The 13,800-nt window shown below is 45.1% G+C and carries 11 protein-coding genes, 2 pseudogenes and 1 riboswitch; of the genes and pseudogenes, 1 reads left to right on the top strand and 12 read right to left on the bottom strand.

Annotated features, from left to right (window positions below):
• Positions 1 to 64: 64 nt before the first annotated feature.
• The 7 genes and pseudogenes from WFH18_RS05055 to WFH18_RS05025 form a co-directional block, all read right to left on the bottom strand.
• A pseudogene (locus WFH18_RS05055) lies at positions 65 to 424 on the bottom strand (TMEM165/GDT1 family protein); the annotation flags it as partial.
• A 20-nt stretch (positions 425 to 444) separates the two neighbouring features.
• Complete coding sequence (locus tag WFH18_RS05050) at positions 445 to 939, bottom strand: IS630 family transposase (RefSeq protein WP_004781677.1); 495 nt, start codon at positions 937 to 939, stop codon at positions 445 to 447.
• Between the two features lie 47 nt (positions 940 to 986).
• On the bottom strand, positions 987 to 1,292 hold the full coding sequence (locus WFH18_RS05045; RefSeq protein WP_000122230.1) for an IS630 transposase-related protein: 306 nt from the start codon (positions 1,290 to 1,292) through the stop codon (positions 987 to 989).
• A gap of 35 nt (positions 1,293 to 1,327) precedes the next feature.
• Positions 1,328 to 1,528 (bottom strand): annotated as a pseudogene (locus WFH18_RS05040) (TMEM165/GDT1 family protein); the annotation flags it as partial.
• A gap of 72 nt (positions 1,529 to 1,600) precedes the next feature.
• Positions 1,601 to 1,742: riboswitch (yybP-ykoY riboswitch) on the bottom strand.
• Between the two features lie 129 nt (positions 1,743 to 1,871).
• Positions 1,872 to 3,878 carry a 2-oxo acid dehydrogenase subunit E2 gene (locus tag WFH18_RS05035; protein WP_336754658.1) on the bottom strand — a complete coding sequence of 669 codons (2,007 nt, stop codon included), beginning with the start codon at positions 3,876 to 3,878 and terminating at the stop codon, positions 1,872 to 1,874.
• A 2-nt stretch (positions 3,879 to 3,880) separates the two neighbouring features.
• Entirely contained in the window at positions 3,881 to 6,583 is a 2,703-nt protein-coding gene (gene aceE / locus WFH18_RS05030) for a pyruvate dehydrogenase (acetyl-transferring), homodimeric type (RefSeq protein WP_004281324.1), read from the bottom strand.
• A gap of 344 nt (positions 6,584 to 6,927) precedes the next feature.
• Complete coding sequence (locus WFH18_RS05025) at positions 6,928 to 7,611, bottom strand: M23 family metallopeptidase (protein WP_004281322.1); 684 nt, start codon at positions 7,609 to 7,611, stop codon at positions 6,928 to 6,930.
• Positions 7,612 to 7,718: 107 nt separating this feature from the next.
• On the opposite strand from WFH18_RS05025, the gene WFH18_RS05020 reads away from it, so the two are divergent.
• Positions 7,719 to 8,159: a DciA family protein gene (locus WFH18_RS05020; protein WP_004647242.1), complete on the top strand. Its 441-nt coding sequence runs from the start codon at positions 7,719 to 7,721 to the stop codon at positions 8,157 to 8,159.
• A gap of 99 nt (positions 8,160 to 8,258) precedes the next feature.
• Here WFH18_RS05020 and lpxC read toward each other — a convergent pair whose 3' ends face one another.
• From lpxC to WFH18_RS04995, 5 genes are all read right to left on the bottom strand, one after another.
• Positions 8,259 to 9,161, bottom strand: coding sequence for a UDP-3-O-acyl-N-acetylglucosamine deacetylase (gene lpxC, locus WFH18_RS05015; RefSeq protein ID WP_004647241.1), 903 nt, complete (start codon positions 9,159 to 9,161; stop codon positions 8,259 to 8,261).
• Positions 9,162 to 9,287: 126 nt separating this feature from the next.
• Entirely contained in the window at positions 9,288 to 10,481 is a 1,194-nt protein-coding gene (ftsZ, locus tag WFH18_RS05010) for a cell division protein FtsZ (protein WP_004647240.1), read from the bottom strand.
• 159 nt (positions 10,482 to 10,640) lie between these two features.
• Positions 10,641 to 11,903 carry a cell division protein FtsA gene (ftsA, locus tag WFH18_RS05005; RefSeq protein ID WP_004647239.1) on the bottom strand — a complete coding sequence of 421 codons (1,263 nt, stop codon included), beginning with the start codon at positions 11,901 to 11,903 and terminating at the stop codon, positions 10,641 to 10,643.
• Positions 11,904 to 11,973: 70 nt separating this feature from the next.
• Positions 11,974 to 12,828, bottom strand: coding sequence for a cell division protein FtsQ/DivIB (locus WFH18_RS05000; RefSeq protein ID WP_004729160.1), 855 nt, complete (start codon positions 12,826 to 12,828; stop codon positions 11,974 to 11,976).
• A 2-nt stretch (positions 12,829 to 12,830) separates the two neighbouring features.
• Entirely contained in the window at positions 12,831 to 13,760 is a 930-nt protein-coding gene (locus WFH18_RS04995; RefSeq protein ID WP_004729157.1) for a D-alanine--D-alanine ligase, read from the bottom strand.
• Positions 13,761 to 13,800 lie beyond the last annotated feature (40 nt).

Genomic DNA, 13,800 nt, shown 5'->3' with positions numbered 1-13,800 from the left:
GGATTTAAGCATAAAAAATCCTGAGTTTTTAGCTCAGGATTCATGCAATTTGTTATTTTATAATTTAAAAGAAATAATATTGAACCAGGGTCGCGACACCTATGACCAGGAAAATGGCCGCGCCAATTTTATGGATCAGGCTGATCGGTAGTTTGTTCGCCAGTTTATCACCCAAAAATACCGCAGGCGCATTGGCCAGCATCATGCCTAGCGTAGTACCCAACATCACCCAGAAGACGCTGTCGAAACGTGCCGCCAGTGCCACTGTGGCAATCTGGGTTTTGTCACCAATTTCTGCCAGAAAAAACAAAATGAAGGTTGCACCAAATACCCCGAATTTTTGCCATTTATTGATACTGGCATTTTCATCACCCAGTTCATCCGGAATCAGCATCCAGACTGCCATCGCGATAAAGCCAATCGAAACGATCCACAGCAGTATAGTCAAACTACTTTATTATTCATACAAGATTCGAAAAAAACTCGAAATAACTCATCGACTGAGTCGATCAACCATTCTTTACGCTTACGTTTAACCCATGCCCACATGTGTTCTATAGGATTTAAATCAGGGCTGTATGCAGGAAGCCAAAGAATTTTATGCCCTTGTTGTTCCAATAACTCCTGAATATCTGCTCTTTTATGAAATGCTGCATTATCCATAACCACTACACTATTTTCTGGTAATGCTGGTATGAGGAATTGCTCAATCCAAAAATGAAAAACATCTGAATTGATTTTGCAGTCAAATAAACCGACTGAAAATAACTTACCCTCATGGATTGCTCCAATGGCATTGGTCTGATTCTTTAATTGCCAATTATATTGCCCTAAACAGGGTACTCCTTTTCGTGAGTAGCCATGAGGTCTATAATCATGTGACTTAAAACCACTTTCATCCAGATAAATAATCGGATGGTTTTTTTCTAATTCATTCACTTGCAGAATAAATTTATCCCTAAGCTTTGTATCTGCTTTAGGATGGCTTAACGTCTTTTTTTAACTGTAATATTTAAGCGCTTTAATGCAGCACCAATAGATGAAACACCACAATTAAAACGTGCAGCACGTTCATATTGATAAGCATCAGGATACTTTTCAACATCTTCACGTAAAGCATCATCGTTAATTTTAGAAGGTTTACGTACACGAGTTTTTTTAATCTCTATACGTTTCTTCCATTCAACAATGGTATTTTTATTAATTTCAAATTGTGCAGCTACCGCTCGAATAGAATAACCTTCCTCAAGCTTAGCTAAAATTTTACGTCTAAAATGTTCTGAATAACTCATTGCACCATTGTATTGGTTTTATAATGATTTGACTATACTTCCGGCCCAATCACTGTGGTTACCCATTGTCCCAATACTGCAGAAAGGCCGTGGTTAATCAGCGTCGCCAATAAAATGGCAACTAAAATAGGAACAGGTTTGCGAAAACGTGCGGCAAGCAGCAATGCCAGCAGTTGGGTCTTATCACCCATTTCAGCCAGTGCTACGATTGCAGTCGACAGTAAGAATTCATACATGAGGTCTTTCTCTGGCTAGCATCCAATACCAATGACTCACCGCTCCTGCTAGCCAAAATCTGCAGAGTGGTAAATCAAAGGTCTTGCCAACAAAAGAAAGCTTGGAAAAGCTAACTTGGTTCTTTGCTATGATGACCATGCTCGTTTGAGCAAATATGTTGACCATCACCCTTCTGCTTTGCGCAAAAGGCGGCTACTCCCCAATGAAGTGCGTCAAGTATAGAATCAAATAGATTATTTTTCAATGCAACAGCAAAAAACCCTGCCGAAGCAGGGTTTTTCTCTTTACACCCTCTTTATATTTCTCCCAGAGGAAGAAAATAGAAGGCATATACATGATTTTTTAGATCAATAAAGTACGGATATCTTTGAGCAGCTTGGTCAGCTTGTTGGTGAAACGAGCAGCATCTGCACCATTGATCACACGGTGATCGTAGGACAATGAAAGCGGCAGCATCAAGCGTGGATCAAAGCCTTCACCATTCCAGACCGGTTGCATGGTTGCAGGTGAAATACCCAGAATTGCCACTTGCGGCCAGTTCACCAATGGCGTAAATGCCGTACCACCGATTGAACCCAAGCTAGTGATAGTGAAGTTCGCACCTTGCAGATCTTTCGGCGACAATTTCTTGTCACGCGCTTTTTGACCCAAGGTTCCTAGCTCAGTGGCAATCTGTTTAATTGACTTCTGATCTGGATGACGCAGCACAGGCACGGTCAAACCATCTGGCGTTGCGACCGCGATACCCATATGGATCTCGTTACGTAGCAAGACTGACTTACCATCATCGGCCAAGTGACCAGCAAACTCACGCTCTTCTTTTAACAAGTGCGCAACTGCTTTGATGATGAACGCCATAATGGTCAGGCTCAGGCCTTCTTTCTTGAAATTGCCTTTCAGTTCATTACGCCATGCTTCCAGTTCCGTAATATCTGCTGCATCAAACTGGGTCACTTGCGGAATGAAATTATTCAGCGACAATTGTGGAATAGATACTTGTTGCAAACGCGTCAAGGCTTTCTCTTCCACACCACCAAAAGCGCTAAAGTCTGGCAGTTTTGGCAGACCTGCGACTTGAGCAGCAGCGGCTACAGGAGCCGCCTGTGGCGTAGTAAGACGCGTTTTGACATACGCTTTCAGATCTTCTTTCATGACGCGCGCGTGTGGGCCAGATGCTTTGACGTCTGCCAGCACAACGCCCAGTTCACGTGCCAGTTTACGCACAGCAGGACCAGCATAGACTTTCGAGTTAGCGACATTCTGCTCTTTGGTCAGCTTATCGGCATTATCCGACGCCGCGACTGTTTGAGTAGAAGATGCAGCAGGTGCCGGTGCTGCTTTTGCAGAAGGCGCTTTCGGCGCTTCTGCTTTGGCTGCAACAGGTGCAGCAGCTGCTTGCGCTTCAGCTTCAATTGTCATCAGTGCAATGCCTTGAGAGACATTTTGACCCAGTTCCACATGAATGGCTTTAATCACGCCGGCTGTAGTGCTTGGCACTTCAACAGTCGCTTTATCTGATTCCACCACGATGATGCTCTGGTCTTTTTCAACCGTATCACCGACCTGAACCAGAATTTCAGCCACAGCCGCCTTGTCTACGCCTAGATCAGGCACCTTCACTTCAACATCACCTGCAGGTGCTGCTGGCGTTTGTGGCGCTTCAACTGCTTTCTCTTGGGTTGCCGCTTGAGCAACTGGTGCTTGAGGTGCTTCTGTCTGTACTTGTGCTGCCGAAACAGCCGTTTTCACTTTCAGAATGACCACACCTTCTTTGATCGTGTCGCCTTCTTTAATCTCGATGGACTCTACCGTGCCTGAAACCGTACTTGGCACTTCAACAGTCGCCTTGTCTGATTCCACCACTACGATACTTTGATCTACCTCGATTTCATCACCGACAGAAACCAGAATTTCACCGACAGTGGCTTTTTCTACACCAATATCAGGGATTTGAACATCAACCACTTGTGAGCTTGCTTGAGCCTCAGGAGCAGCAGAAGCTTTAGGCTGATGTGAAGCGATTTCCTGCATGATTTCCTGATCCGGCAATGAGGTCGGGGTATTTTCTGAAGTTTTTTCAGATGCATCTGCTCGCTGTGACTCTACTACATCCGTGCTGCCGTCTTCAGCCTGTAGCTCAATCAGTACCGCGCCTTCAGTGACTTCATCACCCTGGCTGACCAGAATGCTTTTTACCACGCCTGCTGAAGTGCTAGGCACTTCAACAGAGGCTTTATCAGATTCAAGTAAGACAATGCTGTCATCAATCGCAATCGTATCACCGACTTTGACCAGAATTTCGGCCACTGTTGCCTTATCTACACCAATATCAGGAGTCGTAATTTGCATGCTTAGTTCTCCTCTTTGTAGTCAGCAACAGCATGTACAGATGGGGTTTCTTGCGGTGCCCAAGCTACTGGACGATCTGTATCAAGCTCGAAAGTCGAAATCGCATCTTTTACCAGGCGCGCATCAACTTCACCTTCATCTGCCAGTTTTTTCAAAGTTGCCACCACAATATGGGCAGCATCAACACCAAAGTAACTACGCAAGTTGGCACGTGTATCTGAACGACCATAACCGTCAGTACCCAGCGCTACGAATGGACGACCATCTGGAAGATAAGCACGGATCTGTTCGCTATAAGCACGCATATGATCGGTTGCAGACACCACAATACCTTCAGTACCGCGGAGCTGTTTCGATACCCATGCTTCTTTCACGTCTTCAGCCAGCGGATGCAAGCGGTTGTATTCTTCACATGCCATGCCGTCACGTGCCAGTTCATTGAAGCTGGTTACGCTGTAGACATTTGAATGAATTTGATATTCCTCACGAAGAATCTTCGCCGCCTTGATCACTTCACGCAGAATCACACCTGAACCCAGTAACTGAACGGTGGCTTTCTCGTCTTCTTCAAGCAAGTACATACCGCGCTTGATACCTTCTTCAACACCTTTTGGCATTTCCGGATGCTCGTAGTTTTCGTTCATCACAGTCAGGTAATAGAACACACGTTCCTGGTTCACATACATACGCTGTAAACCGTCATGCACGATCACTGCCAATTCATAACCGAAACATGGGTCATAAGAGACACAGTTTGGAATGGTATTGGCCAAGATGTGTGAGTGACCATCCTGATGCTGTAAGCCTTCACCGTTCAGTGTCGTACGACCCGCAGTTGCACCCAGCAAGAAGCCTTGTGCCTGTGCATCGCCGGCTGCCCAGGCAATATCACCAATACGCTGGAAACCAAACATCGAGTAGTACATATACATCGGAATCATTGGCAGGTTATTGGTTGAATAACTGGTCGCCAATGCTGCCCATGCACTCATCGCACCGGCTTCGTTAATCCCTTCCTGCAACATGTGACCGTCTTTGGCTTCACGGTAATGCATCAGCTGTTCTTGGTCTTCCGGGGTATATTTCTGGCCATGCGCGGCATAAATACCGAGCTGACGGAACATGCCTTCCAGACCGAAAGTACGTGCTTCATCAGGCACGATTGGAACAACACGGTCTTTAATCGCTTTCTCCTTAAGAAGTGCAGAGATTAAACGTACCATTACCATTGTGGTGGATTGTTCTTTACCATTTGAACCGGCCAAGACCGAATCAAATACTGAAAGTCCAGGAATCGCCAGCTGTTCGCTTTCCTTACGACGTGCAGGCAGATAACCACCCAATGCTTCACGACGTGCCTTCATATATTTCAATTCAGGCGAATTTTCGCTTGGACGGTAGAATGGTACTTCTTCAAGCTGTTCATCAGTGAAAGGAAGATTGAAACGGTCACGCACGTATTTCAAAGAATTGATTTGCATCTTCTTGATTTGGTGAGTTTTATTGACTGCTTCAATTTCCTCGGACAAACCATAACCTTTCACGGTTTTCGCCAGAATTACAGTCGGCTGACCTTTGGCTGTACATGCTTCGGCATAAGCAGCAAAGACTTTGTACGGGTCGTGACCACCGCGGTTCAGATTATCAATATCTTCATCGCTTAAATCTTTAACCAACTCAGCTGCTTCTGGATATTTGCCGAAGAACTTTTCACGCGCGTAAGCACCACCTTTTACCTGGTAACGCTGAAAATCGCCATCGACAGCTTCTTCCATCACTGCTTTCAGTGCGCCGGATTTATCTTTATCCAGTAGTGGATCCCAATGACGGCCCCACACGACTTTAATCACACGCCAGCCTGCGCCGCGGAATAGTGACTCAAGTTCCTGAATGATCTTGCCATTACCACGTACCGGACCATCCAGACGTTGTAAGTTACAGTTTACTACCCAAATCAGGTTGTCGAGCTTTTCGCGACCTGCCAGAGAAATTGCACCCAGGCTTTCCGGCTCATCCATCTCGCCATCGCCCAAATACGCCCAAACCTTACGATCTTCTTCTTTGATCAGGCCACGGTTCATGAGGTACTTTTGAATATGTGCCTGATAAATCGACATGATTGGACCCAAACCCATCGATACGGTTGGGAACTGCCAGTAGTCCGGCATCAAATAAGGATGCGGATAAGATGGCAGACCTTTACCACCGACTTCACGACGGAAATTATTTAGATGCTCTTCAGTCAAACGACCTTCTAAAAATGAACGCGCGTAAATACCTGGTGCACAGTGACCTTGGTAATAGATCATGTCGCCGCCGAAGCTATCGCTGTTGGCACGGAAGAAGTGGTTAAAGCCCACATCATAAAGGGTTGCAGAAGAAGCAAAACTCGCCAGGTGACCACCGAGATCATCACCGGTTTTATTCGCGCGTAATACCATTGCCAAGGCATTCCAACGGATCAGCGCGCGAATACGACGCTCCATATCCTGATCGCCTGGCATTGCAGGTTGTTCTTCAACAGAAATCGTATTTAAGTAGGGAGTATTTAAACGCTGAATAGGAACATGCTTTGCAATTGCGCGTTGATAAAGTTTTTCTAACAAAAATGCTGCACGCTCAGTGCCCATGTGCTGCAAAACAGAATCAAATGCATCTTGCCATTCTTGGGTTTCTTGCGCGTCTGTATCGCCATAAAACGCCATAATCTACAGTTCCTAAAAGCCTAATCTAATGTCTTATATGTACCATATTTAAGACCTCTGCAGGTATGGCCTTAGCTGAATGCGATTTAGCAGTACTATTTAGGAACTAAATGATGGGTGACGTATAATTACACTACATAACAAAAAATAGTCAATAAAGGCGATTTATTATACAATCATTATAATAGTTGGTGATAATATGAGACTTAAAAGTGATAAAACAAGCTGCACCTGCTTCCAGAAAGCCCTTCAAGTTGACTTGAAGAGCCTGCAGTTTAAACGCTTTAAAATGCTTATTGGAGGTTTTTATGTATAGAGATGCTTCTTGTTATTCAGGTCTATACTTAAGGTAACATGGCCAAATAAGTAGATGGGTTTTTACGTTGACCGTCTTTTACTACTTCATAATGTAAGTGTGGACCGGTACAGCGACCAGTACAGCCAACGTTGGCAATATGATCACCTGCTTGCACCTGCTCTCCCACACGTGCAATAAGACGTGAAGCATGGGCATAGCGCGTTAAATAGCCATTGCCATGATTGATTTCAACGTATTGACCATAACCTGTGCCCCAACCTGATTTGGTCACAATTCCTGGACCTGTTGCATAGATTGGTGTACCACTTGGCGCTGCAAGATCAAGGCCTGAATGATTTTCAGCACGGCCACTCATGGTACGGCCACCGTAATTTGAACTTACGCGAGAATTAGGTAAAGGATGAGAAATTAGCCAAGAATAAGCACTGTTTGCTGCCGCTTTATTGGATGAAGTATTGGCATACTTCTGAGCAAGCGTTCGATTGTTCAGTTCAACTGGTTTCTCACGAAGTTGAACATTCAATTTAGTCTGTGCTGGAATATCGATATCATCTGGATGAGTATATGCACCCTGTGCCAGAGTACGCGTCAATTGCTCGATACGATCTGTTGAACCATTTTCTTGATTTAGATTGACTAAATCTGCGAACGCAACCGAAGCCGCTGAAACTGATAAAGAAAATGCCAACAAAATACGTCGCATATGCATAAAAAACCTCTCTAAACTGCTTTAATCGAGTTCCTTGAAGATCTCTATCCTTGATATCCACTAAAAGAAGCGCATAAGATTAAGACATAAATATGTAGGAATCATGTATGTCGGAACCTGTCAACGTTTTTCAACAAACAAGAAAACAGATAAAAACAGGAAACTTTTCGTTTCTCTCATCACAAGTCGCTGCCTGGCAGAAACTTACGAAACTCGTACAACCGCTATTGCCCCAACCGGAACGCTGGCAAGTTGTCTGCTATCAAAATGGTGTGTTAACGATTACCGGTGAAAACCAGGCCATGATCAGTCAATTGGCCTATCTTCAAAAGCAATACATTTCACAACTCTCTCAAATAAATGAATTAACAGATCTCACTAAACTTCAAGTTTGCTTGCGGAATCCTTCGCAAACATCACCTGTTTCAGCAACACCTGAAAGAGCCTTAAATGCAGAAACACAGGAATTACTTCGTAGTGCTGCTGACTTTATAAGCGACCCTAAGCTTAGCCAAGCTTTACTACGTTTGGCAAGCAATAAAAAGTAACATAGCAATCAAATGTAATAAATTAAAAAGCAAACATTATGTGATGTGTATCACAGTATTAAAGCAATAACAAAAACATAAAGACACAAACACAATGACTTATGTCACATTCACATACATGATTGGACAATTGGCTTCGTCATCAAATGTTACAATTTCATAGCAGCTTGGATCACTTTTCACATTGCGTAAAAGTTGATTATTCAAGGCATGTCCAGATTTATAACCATCAAATTTGGCAATAATCTGATGCCCGAGCAGGTATAAATCACCCACGGCATCCAGAATTTTATGACGTACAAATTCGTCCGAGAAACGTAAACCTTCTTCATTAACGACCCCGGTTTCATCTACACCAATGGCATTTTCCAGGCTGGCACCCAGCGCCAGATTATTGGCTTTGAGATAATCCAGATCTTTCATAAACCCAAAGGTACGCGCTTCACTGACTTCATAAACGAAGGTTTCAGTAGAAAAATCGATACTGGCGGACTGATGTTCTTTTTTAAAGGCAGGATGATCAAAATCGATGGTGAAATTCAGCTGAAAGCCCTCATGTGGGCTAAAAATGGCACGTTTGTCATCAATGAGTGCTTCAACCGGTTTAATAATCTTGACGAATTTTTTAGCGGCATCCAGCTCTTGCAAACCGCCCTGCATGAGCAGGTAAATAAACGGACCTGCACTGCCATCCATAATCGGGACTTCAGAGGCCGACACTTCAATAATCAGGTTATCAATGCCTAGACCAGCAATCGCACTCATGACATGTTCAATGGTGCCTACTTTGGCATTTTCCTGAACCAGGTTCGAGCACATGAAGGCTTCTTGAATCAGCATGGCATCGGCAGGAATGTCGACTGGCGGATTCAGGTCAATACGACGAAACACAATTCCCCCATCGGCATGGTGCGGCACAAAGTTAATCATGACTTTTTGCCCACTGTGAAGACCGATTCCGCTCGCTTTCACGACACGTTTCAGGGTACGTTGTTTCAACATGCTTTTATCATCTGTTCATCTATAAAACCGCTATACGTTAGCATATTTGGCTATTGATAAAAAACAAAAAGGTGGCTTAAAAGCCACCTTTCCTGTCTAATTTAGCTAAACACATGATGTTACATGTTATTTACGCTGTTGATTCTTAAGATAATCCTGAATGCTCATTGGCGTTGGGCGCGGGCTAGAAACTGAAGCCGCCGCTGGATTCGCTGCTGCACCTGTTTCATGCTGCTGACGCTGAATTGCCGGTACATCATCATCTTCCACCACAGCCTGTGCAGCTGCTGCTGGACGAGTTGCCTGTACATTAGTACGTTTGGTCGGTTCAACTGAATCCGCTGCATGACGGGTGAGACCTGTTGCAATCACAGTCACGCTGATTTCATCACGCGCATCCGGATCAAAAACGGTACCGTAGAACACTTGACCCTCATCTAAATCGACAATCTGGTTCACGACATCAGTAATTTCTTCAATTTCACCGAAAGTCACGTCATCGCCACCAGTCACGTTGATCAGAATGCCTTTGGCATTCATGATAGTCACGTTGTCGAGTAATGGACTACGGATTGCCTGCTCAGCAGCCTGACGTGCACGGTTCTCACCACGACCCAGACCGACACCCATCATGGCATAACCACGAGTGCTCATGGCTGTTTTTAAGTCAGCAAAGTCAAGGTTGATATGGCCAGGACGGACTACCAAATCAAAAATACTGCGTACTGCATTCAACAATACATCATCCGCTTTTTTATAGGCATCTTTCATTGAAATATCACGGAAGACTTTCAATAGACGCTGGTTTGGAATGATGATTAATGAGTCTACATGCTGCTCTAGCGCTTCAATCCCTTTTTCAGCAGACTGTAGACGGCGTTTGCCTTCAAAGTTAAATGGCGTGGTCACGACACCAACGGTCAGAATACCCATTTCTTTCGCAATTTCAGCAACCACTGGCGCTGCACCGGTACCGGTACCACCGCCCATACCCGCAGTTACAAAGACCATATCGGTCCCTTCAAGCTGTTGGCGAATCAGTTCACGGCTTTCTTCTGCTGCGGTCTGGCCGACTTGCGGATTTGCACCTGCACCCAGACCACGGGTACTTTGCTCGCCCAGCTGAATTTTAAATTCGGCTTCCATACGATCCAATGCCTGTTTGTCCGTATTGGCACAAACAAATTTTACGCCCTGGATATCGGACTGCAACATATGTTGTACCGCATTACCACCCGCACCACCTACACCAAATACAGTGAAACGGGCTTGACCATTGCTATCGCTATGATCGTCTTCGAAAAATTCAAATGAGGCCATGACCTATAAAATTCCTAATTCATAATTGGCAGTCACTAAGCCCGTATACTGCCTTAATCTTAATAAAATTGTTTTTAAGAATGCTGCTCATGCGTTCACTTGTCAAGTACAAGCCCGATTAACTACATCTTCCCAACAATATTCACAATAAAAATCGACTTAAAAGATTGATTTCAGGGTGTCATTAAAGCCAAACAAGGCTCTTTTGACCCGCTTAGCCAATGACAACCGCTCTACATCATCCTGTTCCACAATCGTGTCCTGGGTATCACTCTGACTAAACATCAGCAAGCCAGCCACCGTACTATATTGCGAGCGACGTAAAGCAGCCTGATGTTGTTCGTCTGCATACACCTGAGTCGGCGGATTACCTAAATGCGCCGAGACCCCCATGGTACGGCGAACAAAACTCACCATCCCTTCGATATGACTGGCATCACCGGTCAATACCACACCATGATACAAGCCCTGGATGGCACCATTTTTCACCAGCTCATCACGTACCAGACCCAGAATTTCTTCATAACGAGCCATAATAATTTCAGTCAGTTCAATCCGGCTGATGGTTTGTGGCCCATCAATCCCCTGGAACTGAATCATATGGTCAGGCTTGACCACTTTCAGGTCGACACAGCCATACAATAATTTCAGACGTTCAGCTTCTTCGGTCGTGGTTTGCAATACTGCTGCAATATCACGGGTCACATGTTCACCGCCACGTTGGAAGGTATGGGTTAAGGCCAAACGACCATCCACATACACTGCAACATTGGTCGTGCCGGCACCGATATCTACTAAGCATACGCCATATTCTTTTTCGTCTTTCAGCAGGCTGGCTTCAGCAGTAGCCAAGCTCGACACCACCATTTTTTCTACACCAATATTGGCACCTTTCAGGGCGCGATCAATATTCTGCATGGTACTGATCGGCAGCATCATCAAATGATAGTGTCCGGTCATGCTATGTGCCGACATCCGAATCGGGTTTAACACCCATTCCGGTGAGTCGTCCAGCTCAAAACCCAGAGGCACAGCACTGACCAGATAATGATCTGAAGTCAAATGACTAGCTTTAGCCAATTCCAGTGCACGCACCACTTCACTGGTGGTAATCGCATGCTCGCTATTGTCGATCGAGGTGCGACCTGAAGCATAAAAGCTTTTTAATTCGGCACTTGGAATAGAGACCCAGGCAGAATGTACACGACATTCCGCCATATCTTCTGCTTCTTGAACGGCATTTTTAATTGCAGTAATAACTTTATCGAGACTGACAATTTTCCCTTTACTCATGCCTCGGTTACGAGCGGTGGCCATACCAATCACTTGGATATTGTCTGGCGCGTGTACCTTGCCAATCAAAACTGAAACTTTGTGTGTCCCAATGTCAATCGCCACAACCGAGGGAACAGCTTCACTCATTATTCACTACTACCATTACGTGTTTGTTAGATTTATGGCTTTAAATGCCTCTATTTTTTAAAGCCGGTCATTATGGCTTTACTGTTACCTTATTCTCAACGCCCGTGTCATCAATGGTTACAATAAAATGTCCATTTACAATTTTAGGCGGAATTAAATTTTTCCACTGTATCGACAATCCATTGCGATAACGCAGGTCGATGGCCGAAATTTTAGACCAGACCGGCTTTAAATCGCTCTGAGACAGATGGCTCAGGCGTTGTAATTTGCTCATAGTCTGGTCTTTATCCACAATTATTCTTAAACCCGAATCAAACTGCATAAACCAGGTCATTCGCTCGGTGAGATATAATTCTTTTAGACGAATGCCTTGTGGCAAAAATAACTGATTAATTTCATTATAACGACGCATCATGGTTTCTGCATGGCTCGCTGGCCCATGTAACAACGGTAATGCCTGATAATTCTTGGGTATGACTTCAGTGAAAATAACACCACTGTCACTCAATAAACGCCCTGTTCCCCAACGTGCAATTGCATGATGCGGCATCACCCGCACCCGAATGCCATTTGGCCAGGCTCGGGACACCACGACCCGATCCACCCAGGATAATTCCAGAGTACGATCGCGGATCGCTTCCAGATCTGAAGTAAAATAGTTTTCGGTCACAATCGGTGACACATATTGCATAACCTGACGCTGTTCAGCAGCCGAGCGCGTACCTATCACGCCCAGCTCTGCCACGTCACTATTGGTCATGACTTTATATAAGCCCAATATTCCAAAGGCCAGCACCAATACCGCAATACACAACAATAACCAGCCACCAAAATTGGTCAGCTTTTCTTTGCGTGTCGGCGGCTTGTCGTGAATTGAAGTAATCGCAGCACGTTTACGGCGCATGGAAACAGGAAGTTGAGCCATATTTAGTGTGCCGAACCAGTCAAGGTCTGTTCCAGAATCGCGACACACAGCTCATCAAAACTGTATCCGACTGCAGCTGCCGCTTTTGGCACCAGTGAGTGACTGGTCATGCCCGGTACGGTATTGACTTCAAGCAACCAGAAGTTGCCCTGTTCATCCTGCATGGCATCAATCCGGCCCCAACCACTGGCACCGACTGCTTGGAATGCGCGCAAACTCAAGGCTTTTAACTGTTGCTCTTCAGCTTCGCTTAAACCACATGGAATCCCATACTGCACATCATTACGCTGATATTTCGCTTCATAATCGTAGAAGGCGACATCTTGAGGCGGTTCAAGACGAATCACCGGCAGCGCCTGACCATTTAAAACCACAATGGTGTATTCACGGCCAGTAATCCATTTTTCTGCCATCACCACGGCATCATGTTCAGTTGCCTTGGTAATTGCTTCAGCAAAGTCTTCAATTTTCTCGACCTTGCTCATGCCGATACTGGAACCTTCATGCACCGGCTTGATGATCAAAGGCAAGCCTAAAGCATTAACAATGTCGGTCGCATCAGAGTCTTTGGTGACAATGCGATACGGTGCTGTCGGCAATTCCGAACCCTGCCAGACCTGTTTGGTCTTGACCTTGTCCATGCCAATCGCAGAACCTTGTACGCCGGTACCAGTATACGGCACATTTAACCATTCCAGTGCACCCTGGATCTGGCCGTCTTCCCCGCCACGACCATGCAATACAATGAATGCACGGTCATAATTTACCAGCTCTGTGACACTACGCTCCTGCGGATCAAACGCTTCCGCATTGACTCCTGAACGCACTAATGCCTCAAGTACCGCCGTACCACTGTCTAGAGAAACCTCACGCTCTGCAGATTTACCACCAAGCAACACGGCAACTTTTCCGAATTTTGAAGCATTTGACACGTTTATATCCTTAAACTTTTTTCAATCTGGTCAATTCAAT

It is taken from the genome of Acinetobacter sp. USHLN143, assembly GCF_037145695.1.
In the GTDB taxonomy this organism is placed as follows: Bacteria; Pseudomonadota; Gammaproteobacteria; order Pseudomonadales; family Moraxellaceae; genus Acinetobacter; species Acinetobacter fasciculus.
The sequence above is the reverse complement of the archived record's forward strand: the minus strand, read 5'-3'. Positions and strand labels throughout refer to the sequence as shown.